Below are 18178 nucleotides of genomic sequence, written 5' to 3' on the forward strand. Positions count from 1 at the left end.
TCGGCATGCGCCGCGGGCACGCCGTCGCGATCGGTGCGACACCGCGAACGTAAAATAAACGCGCCTGCACAGTACAGCGCAACGCTGTCGGCTCCAGTCCGCAGGCGCACTTTCCAAGGGGAATTCATGCACAAACTTACAAGCCGCGCGCTCGCGGCGGGGATCGCTTTGGCGTTGGCCTCGGCCGGCGATGCTCAGGCCCAGGTGGTCATTTCCCAGGTCTATGGCGGCGCGGGGACCGCCACGACCGGATACAACGCGGACTTCATCGAGTTGCACAACAACGGCGACGCCGCCGTCAGCCTCAACGGCTGGAGCGTGCAATACGCGCAGAACAGCGGCAACTGGCTGCGCACGCCGCTCAGCGGCAGCATCGCCGCCGGCGGCTATTACCTGATCCGGCAAGCCAGCGGCGCCGGCAACCTGAGCCTGCCGCCGGTCAACGCCAGCGGCGGCATCGCGATGACGCCGGGCCAGGGCAAGGTCGCGCTGGTCGCGAACAACATCACCTTGAGCGCGGCCTGCCCCACCGGCCTGATCGATTTCGTCGGTTACGGCGCGGCCAATTGCGCCGAAGGCGCCGCGCCGGTCTTGTCCGCGTCCAATGCCGGCGCGCAATTGCGCAAGAACGGCGGCTGCACCGACAGCCAGGTCAACGCCGCCGATTTCATCGTCGCCACCGCCAAGCCGCGCGGCGGCACCGCGCCCAGGCTGGTGTGTTCGAGCTGGGCGCCGCCGGTGCTGACCGCGAGCGTGGGCGAGATCGTCGAAGGCGATTCGGGCTACGCCGATGCGCTGATCACGCTGCGGCTGGATCGTCCGGCCGGCGCCGACGGCGTGGCATGGAGCGTGTTCACCACCGCCGGCGGCAGCGCCTCGCCGGCCGGCGATTACCTCGCGATCAACAAGTCGGGAACCATCGCGCCGGGACAGACCGAAGCCAGCGTCGTGTTGCCGATCAAGGGCGACACCGTGGCCGAAAGCGACGAAACGGTGAACCTGCAGATCAAGATCGCCAACGGCGCGATCACCGCCAACGGCGATTACCTCGACCTCGTCGCGAGCATTCGCGACAACGACCGCGCTCCGCCGCCGACGCTGACGGTGTCGCCGGTCGCGCGCGAGGAAGGCGACGAAGCCATCACGCCGTTCGAGTTCGAGTTGCGGCTGGATCGTCCGGCCGGCGCCGGCGGCGTCGCGTGGAGCGCGCTCATCCTGCCCGGCGGCAGCGCCGTGCCGGGCGAGGACTACAACGCGATCGACCCCAGCGGCGTCATTCCCGCCGGACAGAGCAGCGCCCGCTTCGTGCTGCCCGTGCTCGGCGATCTGCATTACGAAGCCGATGAAACCGTCAACCTGCGGATCAAGGTCGCGTCCGGCGCGGTCGCCGCCAACGGCGATTACCTCGACACCCAAGCCACGCTGATCAACGACGACCTGCGCGTCACGCCGATCCACGAGGTGCAGGGCCGCGACGCGGTGTCGCCGTTGCGCGATCAATGGGTGATCGTCGAAGGCATCGTCACCTCGGTGGTCAAGGACGGGTTCTTCCTGCAGGCCGACGCCGGCCAGGCCGACGCCGATGCGGACACCTCCGAAGGCGTGTTCGTGCAGACCGCGTCGGCGCCGTCGCCGCAGTGGCGCGCGCAGCGCGTGCGCGCGAGCGGCACGGTGATGGAGTTGATGAGCCCGGGTGACCATCCGCAGCGCGAATCGATGACCGCGATCGGCGGTTCGCCCTCGGTCACCCAACTGAGCACGATGCCGGTCATGTTGCCGCCGCCGGTGAGCCCGTTGTTGCCGGACTACCACATCGGCGCGCGCGGTTACGAGCAATACGAAGGCATGCGGGTGATGTTGCCGCAAACGCGCGTGGTCGGACCGACCGGCGCGATCACCGACATCGGCACGGGCCACAGCGTCAGCGACGGGCGCTTTTACGTCGTCGACGGCGGCCAGAATCCGGCCGCGCCCTTCGTCGCGCCCGAGCGCGAACCGGGCACTCGTTATCCGGTGTATTGGCAGGGCCAGTTCCAGGGCTGGCTGCCGCGTTGGGACGGCAATCCCGAAGTGCTCGGCGTCGACAGCGCCGCCGCCGGCCATGCGCCGATCGACCTGTCCACCGGCGCGCCGATCGGCGGCCTGATCGGACCGCTCGATCATCGCAGCGGCCGCTACAGCATCGTGCTGGACGCCGATGCGCCGACCTGGCTGCCGCCGCCATCGCCGCCGACGCCGTCGGTGGTCGCCGCGGGCGCGCCGGACCAGCGCGCGACCACGCTCGCGCATTACGACCTGCGCGATCTGTTCGATTTCAGCAGCCCGCCCGGTTCGGGCCAGCCCGCGCCGATGCCGTTCGCGCTGGAACGGCGGCTTGGCAAGATCTCGCGCGGCATCCGCGAAAACCTGCGCATGCCCGACATCGTCGCGATCGGCGGGGTCGAGAACGAGCTGTTGCTGCAGCGTCTGGCCAACCGCATCGACAGCGATGCCATGAGCGACGGCCAGCCCGCCGCGCAGTACCGCGCCATCGCCCCGCCCGGCAACGATCCGAACGCGACCAACCTCGGCTTCCTGGTGCGCAGCGACGCGATCGTCAACGTCGGCGCGCGGGTGATCGTGGACAAGATCAAGCAGCTCGGTTCCGACGCCTTCGCGCAGGCGCCGGGCGGCGGCATGATCGCGTTGTTCGATCAACCGCCGCTGGTCATCGACACGCGCAGCAACTACGCCGACGGCAGCGCATGGCGCGCGCGCATCGTGCTGGTGCGGTTGCAGTCGCTCGACGGCATCGACGCCGACAGCGTGCGGGCCGAGCGTCTGCGCGAACGTCGCCGCGATCAGGCCCAGTTCCTGGCGCAATGGGCGCAGCAGCAGCAACACGCCGCCGATGCGTTGCCGCTGTTGTTCCTCGGCGATTTCCAGGCGCATGCGTTCAACGACGGCCTGGTCGATCCGGTCGGCATGATGATCGGCCAACCCAGCGATCCGTTGCTGACGATGGTCGCGCACGACGGCGCCGACCAGGTCGAACCGGACTTGATCGATCTCACCGCGACTCAGGCCCAGGCCCAGCGCTACTCGTCGATCGACCAGGGCAGCCGGCAGGAACTGCAGCACGTGCTGGCCGATGAAAACCTGCTGATGCAGACCGAGTCGATCGCGCTCGAACGCGTGCGCATCAACGCCGACTTCCCGGCGCAATGGCGCGACGACGAGGCCAGCGCGATACGCGGCGGCGACACCGACCCGGTGCATGTGCGGCTGGTGCCGCGCGAAAAGGCGTCGTTGCGGGTGTGGGCGCAACGCTCCGCGCCGAGCCATCGGGTCGGCGAGTCGATGCAGCCGACCTTCACCGCGCAGGTGCAAAACCTCGGTCCGCAGGTCGCCCGGCAGGTCGGCCTGGGCCTGGCCCTGTCGGAGCCGGTCGAGCCGCTGTGGGTCAACGTGCATTCGTCCAACTGGACCTGCGAGCCGCCGGTGACCGCCGACGGCCGCACCAGCGTGGCCTGCACCGGCCTGAACGTCTCGCCGCAAGGGCCGTCGAGCAACGCGGTGAGTCTGAGCTTCTCGGCCACGCCCGAGCGTGCCGGCCGCTCGATCACGCTGTCCACGTCGGTGGTGTCCTCGGCGCTCGATGCCGATCCGTCCGACAACGCCGCCCAGACCTCGATCGAAATCCTGCCCGCCCCCGCGCCGCAGCCGTGACCACCGGCCGCGGCGTCCACCGGCGCCGCGGCCCGACGCAAGGCCCGGATGTTTCGCCCCCGGCGCGAGCCGGGGGTTCTTGCTGCGTCGCAGCATGCGCGGGCCGGCGCTCGCGCGGGCCGCCTGACTGCCTGTGCCCGGGCGGTTGCGGGCAGGCCCAGCGTGACCGGCGTCATGCTCCTGCAACGCCAAAAAGTGAGTATTGATGCACAATCCAGCCGTCTGCGACCGGGGAGGTCGGGCAGACGCTCACATGGGGAACCACATGGACAAGCGCACGAGCCGCCTTTTGGCGGCGGCGGTATTGACCTTAGCGGCGGCCGGTTCGGCGCAGGCGCAGGTCGTGATCAGTCAGGTCTACGGCGGCGGCGGCAACAACGGCGCCCGCTACAAGAGCGATTTCATCGAGCTGCACAACAACGGCGCCAGCGCCGTCGATCTGAGCGGCTGGAGCGTGCAGTACAACTCGTCCGCCGGCACCGGCGCCTGGCAGCGCACCACGCTGACCGGCTCGATCGCGCCCGGCGGCTACTACCTGGTCAAGCAGGCCGACGGCACCGGCGGCACCGACGTGCTGCCCACGCCCGACGTGGTCGGCACGATCGCGATGTCCGGCACCTCCGGCAAGGTGGCGCTGGTCAACAACGCCACCGCGCTCAGCGGCGCCTGCCCGGCCGGCCGCATCGACACCGTCGGTTTCGGCGGCGCGGCGACCTGCTCGGAAGGCACGCCGACCGCGAACACCGCCAACGCCACCGGCGCGGTGCGCAAGAACAACGGCTGCACCGACACCGACAACAACAGCGCCGACTTCGACATCGTCGAACCGACCCCGCGCAACAGCGCCGCGCCGGCCTTCGCCTGCGCCGGCGGCAACCAGCCGGTGCTGTCGGTCGCCGACGTCTCGCTCGACGAAGGCAACAGCGGCACCGTCTCGTTCGTCTTCAACCTGAGCCTGAGCCAGCCGGCCGGCGTGGGCGGCGTGGCCTGGTCGGCCTCGACCGTCGACGGCACCGCCACCGCGGGCAGCGACTACGTCGCCCTGACCGGCGCCACCGGCACCATCGCCGAGGGCCAGAGCTCGGGCACGGTGACGGTCACCGTCAACGGCGACGCCGTCCAGGAACCCAACGAGACCTTCCAGTTGCGGGTCCAGGTCACCAGCGGCGGCCTGCCGGCCCCGCCGGCGTTCGCCCAGGCCACCGCGACCATCGCCAACGATGACGTGACCCTGGTGCCGATCCACGACATCCAGGGCAATGGCGCGACCTCGCCGCTGACCGGCCAGACCGTGACCTTCCAGGGCGTGGTCACCGGCCGCAAGAGCAACGGCTTCTTCGTCCAGGCCAGCGACGCCGAGGCCGACGCGGATCCGGCGACCTCCGAAGGCATCTACGTGTTCACCAGCACCGCGCCGACCGCGGCGGCCACGGTGGGCAACCGCGTGCGCGTGAGCGGCACCGTGGTCGAGTTCATCCCGACCGCCGACCTGGGCCAGCTGCCGCTGACCGAGATCAGCTTCGCCACCTACACCCAGACCGGCACCGACACCCTGCCGGTGCCGGTGGTGCTGCCGCAGGTGCTGCCGACCTCGCCGCTGGACGCGCTGGAACGCTTCGAGTCCATGCGCGTGGCGATCGACAGCTTCACCGTGACCGCGCCGACCAAGGGCAGCACCAACGAGCCCAACGCGACCGGCACCAGCAACGGCATCTTCCACGGCGTGATCGGCAGCGTGCCGCGTCCGTTCCGCGAGCCGGGCATCCAGCCGGGCACGCCGATCCCGGGCGGCGGCACCTCGCCGCCGATCCCGCGCTGGGACGGCAACGCCGAGCTGATGACCGTCGACAGCGACGCGCTCGGCGCGCCGAAGCTGGAAGTGGCCAACGGCGCGGTGATCACCGGCATGACCGGCCCGCTGGATTACGGCTTCCGCCGCTACACCCTGCTGATCGATCCGGGCGCGACGGTCAACGTCACCCCGGGTCCGGCGCCGCACGCGGCGGTGGACACGGTCGACCCGAATGCGGTTTCGGTCGCCGGCTACAACCTCGAGCGCTTCTTCGACACCGTTAACGACCCGGCGATCGGCGAACCGATCCTGACCGCGGCCGCGTACGAACTGCGCAAGAAGAAGGCCTCGCTGGGCATCCGCGATTTCCTCAAGACCCCCGACATCCTCGGCACGGTCGAAGTGGAAAACCTGACCGTGCTGCAGGACCTCGCCGCGCGCATCAACAGCGATGCGGTGGCCGCCGGCCAGCCGAACCCGAACTACGTCGCGTACCTGATGGAAGGCAACGACGTCGGCGGCATCGACGTGGGTTACCTGGTCAAGACCGGCGAAGTACTGCCGGGCAAGCCGCGCGTGCAGGTCGTGTCGGTCACCCAGATCGGCAAGGACACGCTGTGGACTGAACCGGCGGGCGGCAGCAGCCTGCTCAACGATCGTCCGCCGCTCGCGCTCGATGCGATCGTGCATTACGCCGACGGCCGCGACTTCCCGCTCAGCGTGGTGGTCGTGCATCAGCGTTCGCTCAACGGCGCGGAAACCGACGATGCCGACGGCCAGCGCATCCGCGCCAAGCGTCAGCGTCAGGCCGAGTTCCTGGCGACCTACCTCAACCAGCGTCAGACCGACAACCCGTCCACCCGCCTGATCGTGCTCGGCGACTTCAACGCGTTCGAATTCAACGACGGTTACGTCGATGCGATGAACGTGGTCACCGGCACGCCGAGCGCGGACAACACCACCGTGGTGCCCGGCGACGGCGCCGATCTGGTCAATCCCGACCTGATCAACCTGGCCAGCATCACCGAGCCGAGCGAGCGCTATTCGTTCGTGTTCGACGGCATGGCGCAGAGCCTGGACCATGTGCTGGTCAACGAAGAGATGGTCGTCAGCACCAGCCGCATCGTGCCGGCGCACGCGCGCATCAACGCCGACTTCCCGGAGGTCAACCGCAACCTGGCCGACTCGCCCTCGCGCCTGTCCGACCATGATCCGGTGGTGACCTATCTGTTCCCGCGCGAAGTCGCCGACATCGCGGTCAGCGCCGGCGCGTTGCCCGATCCGGTGCCGGTGGGCCAGCCTTACGGTTACGCGGTCAACGTGCGCAATCAGGGCCCCGGCCTCGCCACCGCGGTCGGCCTGGGTCTCGCCCTCGACGCCGAAGTGCCGTCGCTGACCGTGACCCCGTTCGCCCAGGGTTGGACCTGCGATGCACCGCAGATCGCCAACGGCAAGACCTCGGTCGCCTGCAGCAAGGCGCAGCTGGCGGTGAACACTCAGGACACCTTCTCGCTGTCGGCCACCGCCACCGCCGATCTGGCCGGCAAGACGGTCAAGCTCGCGGTCGCCGGCAGCACCACCTCGCAGGACCCGGTCGCCGCCAACGACAGCGCCGAAGCCTCGGTCGCCATCGTCGCCGCCGGTCCGCCGGCCACGCCGATCAGCAACGGCCAGAGCGTGCTGGTGTCCGGCGCGGCCAACGAAGCGCGCGTGTACCGCATCGACGTGCCGGCCGGTGCGCGCAACCTGCGCATCGTCACCGTCGGCGGCAGCGGCGACATCGCCCTGTACGCCAAGCGCGGCAGCGCGCCGACCGCGAGCGACTACGACCAGCGTTCGATCCGCACCGGCAACAACGAAGTGATCCTGATCGGCGCGCCGCAAGCCGGCAGCTGGTTCATCACCGTGCTCGGCGGTTCGACGGCCTTCGCCAACGTGTCGCTGCGTCCGAGCTTCGTGCCCTGATCGCGATCGACTGATCCATCGCTGCATGCGGTACCTGGACCCCGGCCTTGCGCCGGGGTCTTTTTTTGCCTCGACGAACGCGTCGAGCGAATGCCGTGTCGCCGCGATGCGCCGTCGCGATCGCCGCGCGCCTGAACCAACCTTGCAAGCCTCCGATCTGATCGCGTTGCCGATCGTGTCGCGCGCCAAGCTCGCACCTCATCCGACGCGCACACTTCGTTCGTCCGATCCGTCGCCCCACCGCGATGCTTGACCGCTTTGCCGCAACAGGCCGCTGCGCAAGCGTCGCCGCGTACGAACTGTCATCGATATCCATACCGCGCCGTGCTGTTCGGTTCCGCGCAGGATCGAAACCAAGTCACATTCAGCAAGACGATTCACGATGCGTCGCGACACGCGCAAGCCGCGCGGACACGGCGCGCGACTAGCGCAAACCTGGCTGGCGCGCAAATTCGCGTCGCTCACGCAAGTCGCGACGCCATAACGAAATTCCGATCCGTCATCGCCCGCGCGCCGCGTTTGAATTCCGGGCGAGTTCACGAAATCGGTGATTTCGCCGCAAGCCGCCCGACGCCTAGCGGTTTTCCGCGCGCAATGCATGCCGCAGCGCGCAACGGCGCTTAACACGCGTTTGGGTATCATCCGCGCCATGACGCAGCGCCCCAGGCCCGGATCGAAGGCCGCGGGCGCTGCGGCTTTAGCCCGGCCCGGCTGACTCCGCACTGGAACGGAGCGACCGGACCCAGCCGTCTGAAGCTGACCAGCGCGCCCGGCACTGGATCCGGGACCGGAACGATTCGGACCTCATCCCCACCCGTGAGGACCCTCCCCGATGACCGTCGCCGCGACGTTCGAAATCGAATACCTGCAATACCTCGGTGCCGACGGTAAACCCGTCGCCGAGATCCCGGCCGCGTTCAAGGACGCCAACACGCTGCTGCCGCTGTTCAAGCAGATGCTGTTCGTGCGCACCTTCGATACCAAGGCCATCGCCCTGCAACGCACCGGCAAGCTCGGCACCTATGCCGCCTGCCTGGGCCACGAAGCCACCCATGTCGGCATCGGCGCATCGATGCAGCCCGACGACGTGTTCGCGCCGAGCTATCGCGAATACGGCGCCCAGTTCATGCGCGGCGTGCAACCGCGCGAAGTGCTGATGTACTGGGGCGGCGACGAACGCGGCAACGACTTCGCCGGTCCGCGCAAGGACTTCGCCTGGTCGGTGCCGATCTCCACGCAGTGCCTGCACGCGGCCGGCGCCGCGCTGGCGTTCAAGCTGCGCAAGGAACAAAACCTCGCGGTCGCCTGCTGCGGCGACGGCGGTTCGTCCAAGACCGACTTCTACGCCGCGCTCAATTCCGCCGGCGCGTACGAACTGCCGCTGATCCTGTGCGTGATCAACAACGGCTGGGCGATCTCGGTGCCGCGCAAGGCGCAGACCGGCGCCAAGACGCTCGCGCAGAAGGGCCTGGCCGGCGGTCTGCATTGCCTGCAGGTCGACGGCAACGACCTGATCGCCGTGCTCGAAGGCATGCGCCGCGCCGCCGAACTGGCGCGCAGCGGCGGCGGCGGCAGCGTGATCGAATTCCTGACCTACCGTCTGCACGACCACACCACCGCCGACGACGCGCGCCGCTACCGCGACGATGCCGAGGTCAAGGACGCGTGGACGCGCGATCCGATGCCGCGCCTGCGCACCTATCTCACCGATCAGGGCGTGTGGAACGAAGAACTCGAAAAAGCCTGGGCCGAAGAATGCGGCAAGAAGGTCGACATCGAGATCAACGCCTACCTGGAAACGCCGGTGCAGCCGGTGGAAGCCATGTTCGATTATCTGTACGGCGACATGCCCGCGGATCTGCAAGCGCAGCGCGCCGAAGTACTTGCTCTGGAGGGTCGTCGATGAACGTCGCGACGAAAGCCAACGTGGATACGAGTCAGCCGGTCGCCACGCCCGCCGCGATCACCCTGATCGAAGCGATCACTCAAGCGCTCGCTTACGAGATGCGCCACGACAGCACCGTGCTGGTGCTCGGCGAGGACGTCGGCGTCAACGGCGGCGTGTTCCGCGCCACCGCCGGCCTGCAGCAGATCTTCGGCAGCGAGCGCGTGCTCGACACGCCGCTGGACGAAACCACCATCGCCGGCCTCACCGTCGGCCTGGCCGCGCAGGGCATGAAGCCGGTGGCCGAAGCGCAGTTCGACGGCTTCGTCTATCCGATGCTCGATCACATCATCTGCCACGCCGCGCGTTTCCGGCACCGCACCCGCGGCCGCCTGACCTGCCCGATGGTGCTGCGGGTGCCGTGGGGCGGCGGTATCCGCGCGCCGGAACATCACAGCGAAGCCAACGAGTCGTTGTTCACCAACGTGCCGGGCCTGCGCGTGGTGCTGCCGTCCTCGCCCGCGCGCGCTTACGGCTTGTTGTTGGCCGCGATCCGCGATCCCGATCCGGTGATCTTCTACGAACCCAAGCGCATCTACCGCCAGTACAAGGAAGTGGTCGCCGACGACGGCGAAGCGCTGCCGCTGGACGTTTGTTATGTGCTGCGTGATGGCACCGACATCACCCTGGTCAGCTGGGGCGCGCAGGTCAAGGAAACCCTGGAAGCGGCCGAGAAACTGGCCGGCGAAGGGATCAGCTGCGAAGTGATCGACGTCGCCACGCTCAAGCCGCTGGACTTCGCCACCATCGCCGAATCGGTCGCCAAGACCGGCCGCTGCGTGATCGTGCACGAAGCCCCGCGCACCGCCGGCTTCGGCGCCGAGATCGCCGCGCGCCTGGCCGAGGAGTCGATGTACGACCTGCTCGCGCCGGTCGAACGGGTCACCGGCTACGACACCCACATCCCGCTGTTCCGCCTGGAAATGAAGTACCTGCCCAGCGTCGACAAGATCGTCGCGGCGGCCAAACGCGCGCTCGGCCATGGCTGAGATGCGCGCGCTCGTGGTCGCCGATTACCGCACCAGGTACCACGACCCCATCCGCTTCGACGCGGGTGAGATCGTGCACTTGGGCGAACGCGACCACGAGTGGCCCGCTTACGTGTGGACCCGCCTGGCCGACGAACGCGCCGGCTGGGCGCCGTGCGATCTGCTGCGCCCGCTCGACGCCGAGCGCGCCGAAACGCTGGCCAGCTACGACGCGCGCGAACTCGACGTGTCGGTCGGCCAGTCGCTGCGGCTGCACGACGAACTCGGCGGCTGGTGGTGGGCGCAACGCGAGGACGGCGCTCAGGGCTGGGTGCCCGCGCGCCATCTGCAAGTCATCCAGGACGATGCGTCGTGACGCCGCGTCCCAATTCCCTATTTCAGAGACGAACCCGTTTATGAGCGATACCAAGACCTTCCTGCTTCCCGACCTCGGCGAAGGCCTGCCGGACGCGACCATCGTCGAATGGGCGGTCAAGGTCGGCGACACCATCCGCCTCGACGACACCCTGGTGTCGATGGAGACCGCCAAGGCCGTGGTCGAAGTGCCCTCGCCCGTGTCGGGCAAGGTGCTCAAGCTGGCCGGCGCCGCCGGCGATATCGTCGTCACCGGCACCATGCTGGCCGAGTTCGAACTTGACCTCAGCCAGCCGCAGCGCGCCGACGGCCAGGACACCGGCCACAACCACGGCCACGCCGCGCCCGCGGCACCGGCGCCCGCCGCCGAAGCCGCGCCGGCCAAGCCGGCCGACGCCAAGCCCGCCGAAGCGGCCGAACGCGCCGACAGCGGCACCGTGGTCGGGGCGATGCAGTCCTCCGACGCGGTGCGCAGCGAACAGGCGGTCGCGGTCGGCGGGGTCAAGGCGATGCCGGCGGTGCGCGCGCTCGCGCGCAAGCTCGGCGTCGACCTGAGCCGCGTGCGCGCTACCGGCAACGATGGCGTGGTCACCAACGACGACGTCAAGCGCGCCGCCGCCGACGGTTCGGCCAAGGTCGGTTCGGCGCCGCCCGCCGCGGTCGCGGCGCCTGCCGTCGCGCGTGCACCCGTCGCCGAAGCGCCGGCCGCATCGCGCAGCACCCTGTCGCAGGCCGGCCGGCCGATGCGCACCCAGCCGCCGGGCGTGGCCGCGACCGGTCAACCTGAGCAGCTCAAGGGCGTGCGCCGCAACATGGCGCGGGTGATGGCCGACGCGCACAGCAAGGTCGTGCCGACCACCCTGGCCGACGACGCCGACATCCACGCCTGGGCGCCGGGCAACGACATCACCGGCCGCCTGGTCCGCGCCATCGTCGCCGCGTGCAAGGCGGTGCCGGCGCTCAACGCCTGGTTCGACGGCGACAAGCTCACCCGCACCCTGCATCCGCACGTCGACATCGGCATCGCGGTCGACACCGACGACGGCCTGTTCGTGCCGGCGCTGCGCAATGCCGACGTGCTCGACACCCGCGGCGTGCGCGAAGCGATCAACCGCCTGCGCGTGCAGGTCGAAGACCGCAGCATCCCGGCCTCGGAGCTGACCGGCTACACCATCTCGCTGTCGAACTTCGGCATGTTCGCCGGCCGCTACGCCACCCCGGTGGTGGTGCCGCCGACGGTCGCGATCGTCGCCGCCGGCAAGGGCCGTCACCAAATGACCCCGGTGATGGGCGGCTTCGAATCGCACAAGGTCATTCCTCTGTCGCTGACCTTCGACCACCGCGCCTGCACCGGCGGCGAAGCCGCGCGCTTCCTCAAGGCCATGATCGACGATCTGGCCCGCGCCAACTGATCGACCCGCGCGGCGCCGGTCCTTGCGGCCGGCGCCCGCCTCGCGACGGCCGCCTAGCCTTGCTGTCGCCAACCTGTCAAACCCGCCGATCCGCAACCGCGACTGCGCTCACGGTGGCCGCTTGGCGCCGGTCTAGGAATAAAAAATTCCCATAACAAACCGGTGACTAATACCGCTAGCGTCGCAAGGCGATCGCAGGCGACACGTCCGCCCTACCCGGCCGGCCGCGCGCGCAGCGATCGCCTACATCCATCTAGCGAGGAATCACCATGACTCATCCATCGCGCCGCGCGCTCGCGCTGGCGTCGTTCGCCGTTCTCGGCCTGGCCGCGACCGGCGCCCAGGCCGCGCCGAATTTCCAGATGCCGTTCGCCTGCGGCGACACCTGGGTCGCCAACACCTGGAACGGGCACAGCCCGGCCAATTCGGTCGACATGAACCGTCCGGCCGGCGGCGGTTCCACCGCGGGCTCGACCGTGGTCGCCTCGGCCGCGGGCGAGGTCACCGTGTCGACCTATTCCACCACCACCGGTTACGGCAACTACGTGGTGATCGATCACGGCGGCGGCTGGAAGACCCTGCACGCGCACCTGCAATCGCGCGCGGTGTCGGTCGGCGCCAAGGTCAAGCAAGGCCAGAAGATCGGCCTGGTCGGCAACACCAGCGCCAAGTACGAGCTCGCGCCGCACCTGCATTACGAACAGGTCTACAACGGCAGCGTGCAGAAGGCCAAGTGGAACGGCGTCGCGCTGCGCTACTTCGAAAAGAAGAACTACAAGAGCAAGAACAGCTGCGGCAGCAGCAGCGGCGGCGCCACCGGCGTCGTCGGCACCAGCGGCGCGGCCTTGAACGTGCGTTCCGGCGCGGGCACCAACTACAGCGTCGTCGACACCGTCGCCAACGGCAGCAACGTCAACATCCGCTGCCAGAAGACCGGCGAATCGATCAGCGGCACCTACGGCACCAGCGCGCTGTGGAACAACATCGGCGCCAGCGGCAGCAACCGCTACATCCCCGACGCGTACACCAAGACCGGTTCCGACGGCCGGGTCGCGCCCGACTGCTGATCCGCGCGCGCGGCCGCGGCATCGACAAGACGCGCAACGAAGAGCGCGTCGATCCGCACGCCGCGACGACATGCAACACGCAAGCAACGACGTAAACCTACCCACCGCCTCGGCACCCACGTACCCGGGGCCTCTCCGAGTCACCCCATCCATCGCTCAAGAGGTTACCGACATGCATCGTCCTATCAGCGCGCGCCGCGCACCGACCCCGCGCAGCCTGCTCGCCGGTTTCGCCGCCGCGGCCCTCGGCCTGCTCGCCGGCAACGCCAGCGCGGCCAAACCGAATTTCCAGATGCCGTTCGCCTGCAACCAGACCTGGTACGGCGACACCTACCCCGGCCACGGCCTGCGCTACGCCGTCGACCTCAACCACAAACCGCGCCCGCTCAGCGACGGCGATCTGGGTTCGCCCGTGGTCGCTTCGGCCGGCGGCAAGGCGACGACCTACAACCCGCATCCGGGCACCGGTTACGGCAAGCTGGTGGTGATCGATCACGGCGGCGGCTGGACCACCTGGTACGCGCACCTGGACAGCATCGCCATCGCCAACGGCGCCAGCGTCAATCAGGGCCAGAAGATCGGCACGCTCGGCAAGACCACGCGTCCGGGCAACAGCATCTCCGCGCATCTGCATTACGAACAGCGGCTCAACAACGACGATCAGAAAATCGTCTGGAACGGCTCGACCATCGTCTACGACCAATACGAAGTCGCCTACAAGAGCCGCAACAGCTGCGGCACCAGTCCGGGCGGCGTGACCGGCACGGTCAGGACCGCGGGCTCGCCGCTCAACGTACGCTCCGGGCCGGGCACGACCTATTCGATCGTCGGCTCACGCGCCAACGGCGCCAGCGTCAGCATCCGTTGCCAGAAGGCCGGCGAATCGGTCAGCGGCACTTACGGCACCAGCAATATCTGGAACAACATCGCGCCGACGGGAAGCAACCAATACATTCCCGATGCCTACACCTACACCGGCTCCGACGGCCGGGTCGCGCCGGATTGCTGATCGCGCCCGCAAGCAGAGGCGGCGTCGAAGCCGCCTCTGCCTGCATTCACGGCACGCCCCTGACTCCATCGCATTACCGGACCACGTCGCATGAAACCCATCCCACTCGGCTTCGCCTTGCTCGCCGCCGCGCTGTTCGGTGGCGTCGTCGGCAGCTTGATCACGCGCGCGGCGACCGCATCGTCGGCCGCGCCGCCAACACCGCCGGCATCGATCGCGGCGCGCGGCCACGCGCATGCGGCGCAGACGCGCGCGAACGGCGGCAATCACGCGCCCGACGGCTACGGCGCGACCGGCACGCCGCCCAACGATTCCGAACGCATGATCCAGCGCGCGCGCCGCGACCCGGCCTACCTGCGCGAACTGCTGCGCGACTACAGCTTCGAAACCGAACTCGACAAGCGCGGCGCCTTGCTCGCGGTGCTGCAGGCCGTGGCCAACGACGAGGTATTGCGAATGGCCCGGCAACTCGCCGACAGCGGCGACCCCGAGTCGCGCCGCAACGGACTGGACCTGCTCAAGGCGTTCTCGCTCGACCAGCCGCAGGTGCGCGAACTGCTGTCGCGCCAGCTGCAGGCCGAGCGCGATCCGGCCATGCTCAAGCAACTGGTCGACATGCTCGCGCCGACCGTGGTCGCCAGCGAAGACGCCGCGCCCTTGCTCGAGCGCCTGAGCGAACTGCGCCAGCATCCCGATCCGGCGGTGCGCGCGAGCGCGGTGGTGCAGTCGGTGCAGTGGAACAAGCACGCCGGCAACGAAGAGATCCTGCAACGCGCGATGCTCGATCCCGATCTGTCGGTGCGTCAGGCCGCGATCGCCGGCATCAACGCTTCCAGCACGCGTTCGGACCGGCTCAAGGACAGTCTGCTCGCGCTGGCCGCCGATCCGCAGACCGACGCCGAAACCCGCAACTCGGCCGTGTTCGCCTTGCAGAATTTCGCTATGAACCGCGGCGAATACGCGCTGTACCGCAAGGCCGCCGCGCAGGCCGTCGACGGCGACGGCCACGAGCGCGAGTACCCTGGGCGCTGAACGCATCCGCGAGCGGTTCGCGACGAAAGCCGGTGCGGCATCACCGCAAAAAATCGCAAACGAAATGCGACCGCCTCGACACCCGGACACTTCCGCATTCGCCGCCGACGCGGCAGTCTGTCGCTCGACCTGAGACAACGGAGCGACGACATGGCCCACCGCAGCCGCCTGGCCGGCTTCATCATCGATTGTCAGACCGGACAGATCGACCCCGCCGCCGATTTCTGGAGCGGCGCGCTCGGCCTGGCCCGCGGCGAAACCGACGAAGACGATGGCGACGGCGCGCAATACGCGCAGCTCGCCAATACCGCCGACGAGCTCTACGTCGCGGTGCAGAAAGTCTCGCATTCCTCGCGCGTGCATCTGGACATCGAAAGCGACGACATCGAAGCCGAAGCCGATCGCCTGGAAAAACTCGGCGCTACCCGGGTCGAATTCATCAAGCGCTGGTGGGTGATGCAGGCGCCGACCGGCCATCGCTTCTGCGTCGTGCAGATGAAGCATCCCGAGCGCGGACCGCCGCCGAATCAGTGGGACTAAACGCGAGCGCGTCGCGCGCTCAGCTGTCGTCGACCACCAGCCGATCGCGCCCCGACGCCTTCGCCCGGTACAAGGCCTGATCGGCGCGATCGAACACCTGCTCGGGCGCATCGCGTCCGGGCTCGCCGCCGGCTACGCCGATCGACACGGTCAGCGCGAACGGCAACGACGAACGCGCGACGCGCTGACGGATGCGTTCGCCGATTTCGCTGGCGGTGGCCAGACGCGTACCCGGCAGCACCACCAGGAATTCCTCGCCGCCGTAGCGCACCGCGATATCGTCCTCGCGTATCGATGCGGCCACCGCGTCGGCGACCGCGCGCAAGGCGCGATCGCCGAGCAGATGGCCGTGGCGATCGTTGACCTGCTTGAAGTGATCGACGTCGATCACCATCAGGGTATAGGCCGCGCGACCCAGGCGCTGCATCGCGTCCGGACTGTCCTGCAATTGCGCCAACGCACTGCGATTGAGCAGCCCGGTCAGCGCATCGTGGCTGGCGCTGTGCTGCAGCAGGTCGTGTCGACGCTGCAGATCGGCCTGCGCGCTTTCCAGTTGCTGAGCGAAGGCCTCGCGCTCGGACAACAGGCGGCGCTGCTCGATCGCATACCGGCGCAGTTCGAACAGATGCTGGATCTGTCGCGCCAACGCCGCCAGACCGTCGGCCTGCGCCGGCGACAACGCGCGCGGCTGGGTGTCGAGGACGCACAGGGTGCCCAGCGGATGGCCGTCGGGACTCATCAGGGCCGCGCCGGCGTAGAAGCGCAGCGCATGCCCGCCTTGCAGGCTCAGGCCGAGCGCGGCGAAACGCGGGTCCTGGGCGACGTCGCCGATCAACAGCAACTCATCGGGCCGCACCTGCCCGATCAGTTGGTTGCAGATCGAATGCGAGCGCGGCAGTTCCGCGGCGTCGACACCGTGCCGCGCCTTGAACCAGACCCGGTCGCGATCGATCAGCGCGATCGCCGCGCCGTGAGTACCGCACAAGGTCGCGGCAAGCCGGACCAGATCGTCGTAGGCCGACTCCGGCACGCTGTCGAGCAGGCCATAGGATTCCAGCGCGGATTGCCGGCCGTCGTCCGGCCCGTCGTCGCGCGGAGGCGGCGCCGAATCGGCCGCGGGCGCGACGGCATCGTCCTGCGCGGGCAGGCGCTGGATCGACAGCGGCAGGAAATGGCGAAGTCGCAGCGGCACGACGGGCATCGGCGATGTGGAGGGGGATGCTACGTGATCGGGCTCAAGCTACCCCGGCAACGATTCAATGCCTGTGACGGCCGCGCGGCGCCGCCGCGACGATGCGCTGTCGGTTCAGCGAGCCGGTCCCCGGCGACGGCTCAACCGCGCCGATCCAGCCAGACTTCCAGGCCCTGGGCATTGAGCTCGATGTCGACCGCCAGCACCTCCTGCATCTGCGCCGGGCTCAGCGCGCTGCCGTGCGCTCGCGCGCGCGCCAGGAAGTAATCGGACAGCGCCGCGACCAGGTGCGCGTGCCGAGCGTCGCCGGCCGCCGGCGCGGCGCGCGCGAGCCGCACCATCGCGTCGATCTGCTCGATCAGTTCGGCGCCGAGCCGCTGCACGTCGCCGACCCGGCCGTAATGGGTCAGGTACATCGCCTCGGGATCGCGCGCCAGCAAGGTACGGATCGAGGCCTTGAGCGGCTCGGGTTCGAATTGCACCGGCGAACTGGTCGGCAGCACGAACGGGCCGCGCGGCGTGTCGAATTCGCGATACGACAGGCCGAAGGTGTCGCCGGTGAACCAGGCGCGGCTGCGCTGATCCCACACGCACAGGTGATGGCGCGCATGCCCGGGCGTGTCCACGCACAGCAGCGGCCGTCCGGCCAGATCGACGACGTGGCCGTCCTTGGCGACGACCACGCGCTCGGCCGGAATCGGCACGATCTCGCCGTAACTGCGGGCGATTTCCTCGGCGCCGTAGACCGCGGTGGCACCGGCCACCAATACCGAAGGATCGATCATGTGCGGCGCGCCGCGCGGATGCACGACCGCGCGCGCATTCGGCAGCCGCCGCATCAGCGCGCCGGCGCCGCCGGCGTGATCGAGATGCACGTGGGTGAGGATCAGCCAGTCGACCTCGGCCGGGGTCAGGCCTTGCCGCGCGAGCGCATCGAGCAGGGCCGGGATCGAATGCTGGGTGCCGCAATCGACGAAGGCGGCGCGGCCGTTCTCGACGAGCAGATAGGCCGCGTCGAACACCGGGCGATGAAAGCCGGTGTCGACGGTGACGATGCCGTGTTCGCAGGCCGCGTTCGTGCTCGGATCGGAAGCTGGGGTCATGGCGAAGAATCGGGCTGTGACTGGCTTGCAGTCTATGCCGTCATGGCTGGTCGCCGCGATGCGGCTTTGG

At 69.0% G+C, this 18178-nt stretch carries 13 protein-coding genes; 11 read left to right on the top strand and 2 right to left on the bottom strand.

Annotation, left to right across the window (positions count from 1 at the left end):
* The first annotated feature begins 126 nt into the window (after positions 1-126).
* The 11 genes from IEQ11_RS20435 (at position 127) to IEQ11_RS20485 (ending at position 15813) form a co-directional block, all read left to right on the top strand.
* Positions 127-3708, top strand: coding sequence for a lamin tail domain-containing protein (locus IEQ11_RS20435; protein WP_191822790.1), 3582 nt, complete (start codon positions 127-129; stop codon positions 3706-3708).
* 265 nt (positions 3709-3973) lie between these two features.
* On the top strand, positions 3974-7465 hold the full coding sequence (locus tag IEQ11_RS20440; RefSeq protein WP_191822789.1) for a lamin tail domain-containing protein: 3492 nt from the start codon (positions 3974-3976) through the stop codon (positions 7463-7465).
* A 25-nt stretch (positions 7466-7490) separates the two neighbouring features.
* Positions 7491-7718 (top strand): hypothetical protein, encoded by a 228-nt coding sequence (locus IEQ11_RS20445; RefSeq protein ID WP_191822788.1) that lies wholly within the window; start codon positions 7491-7493, stop codon positions 7716-7718.
* Positions 7719-8297: 579 nt separating this feature from the next.
* The gene (gene pdhA, locus IEQ11_RS20450; RefSeq protein ID WP_036106687.1) at positions 8298-9371 is read left to right on the top strand and encodes a pyruvate dehydrogenase (acetyl-transferring) E1 component subunit alpha; all 1074 of its coding nucleotides are present in this window, start codon (positions 8298-8300) and stop codon (positions 9369-9371) included.
* On the top strand, positions 9368-10399 hold the full coding sequence (locus tag IEQ11_RS20455; RefSeq protein WP_046657893.1) for an alpha-ketoacid dehydrogenase subunit beta: 1032 nt from the start codon (positions 9368-9370) through the stop codon (positions 10397-10399). Before pdhA ends, IEQ11_RS20455 begins: the two co-directional genes overlap by 4 nt.
* Positions 10392-10754 (top strand): SH3 domain-containing protein, encoded by a 363-nt coding sequence (locus IEQ11_RS20460; RefSeq protein WP_425494651.1) that lies wholly within the window; start codon positions 10392-10394, stop codon positions 10752-10754. Before IEQ11_RS20455 ends, IEQ11_RS20460 begins: the two co-directional genes overlap by 8 nt.
* 40 nt (positions 10755-10794) lie before the next feature.
* Positions 10795-12165, top strand: a complete 1371-nt coding sequence (locus IEQ11_RS20465) for a dihydrolipoamide acetyltransferase family protein (protein ID WP_057922544.1) — start codon at positions 10795-10797, stop codon at positions 12163-12165.
* 269 nt (positions 12166-12434) lie between these two features.
* A complete protein-coding gene (locus IEQ11_RS20470) occupies positions 12435-13232 on the top strand; it encodes a M23 family metallopeptidase (RefSeq protein WP_191822787.1) in 798 nt (265 codons plus the stop codon).
* A 172-nt stretch (positions 13233-13404) separates the two neighbouring features.
* Positions 13405-14241 carry a M23 family metallopeptidase gene (locus IEQ11_RS20475; RefSeq protein ID WP_191822786.1) on the top strand — a complete coding sequence of 279 codons (837 nt, stop codon included), beginning with the start codon at positions 13405-13407 and terminating at the stop codon, positions 14239-14241.
* A 90-nt stretch (positions 14242-14331) separates the two neighbouring features.
* A complete protein-coding gene (locus IEQ11_RS20480) occupies positions 14332-15273 on the top strand; it encodes a HEAT repeat domain-containing protein (RefSeq protein WP_191822785.1) in 942 nt (313 codons plus the stop codon).
* Positions 15274-15423: 150 nt separating this feature from the next.
* Positions 15424-15813: a VOC family protein gene (locus IEQ11_RS20485; RefSeq protein ID WP_191822784.1), complete on the top strand. Its 390-nt coding sequence runs from the start codon at positions 15424-15426 to the stop codon at positions 15811-15813.
* A 19-nt stretch (positions 15814-15832) separates the two neighbouring features.
* Here IEQ11_RS20485 and IEQ11_RS20490 read toward each other — a convergent pair whose 3' ends face one another.
* Positions 15833-17005: a GGDEF domain-containing protein gene (locus tag IEQ11_RS20490; RefSeq protein ID WP_191822783.1), complete on the bottom strand. Its 1173-nt coding sequence runs from the start codon at positions 17003-17005 to the stop codon at positions 15833-15835.
* 140 nt (positions 17006-17145) lie between these two features.
* Complete coding sequence (locus IEQ11_RS20495) at positions 17146-18108, bottom strand: MBL fold metallo-hydrolase (protein ID WP_191822782.1); 963 nt, start codon at positions 18106-18108, stop codon at positions 17146-17148.
* Positions 18109-18178 lie beyond the last annotated feature (70 nt).

It is taken from the genome of Lysobacter capsici, assembly GCF_014779555.2.
GTDB lineage: Bacteria > Pseudomonadota > Gammaproteobacteria > Xanthomonadales > Xanthomonadaceae > Lysobacter > Lysobacter capsici.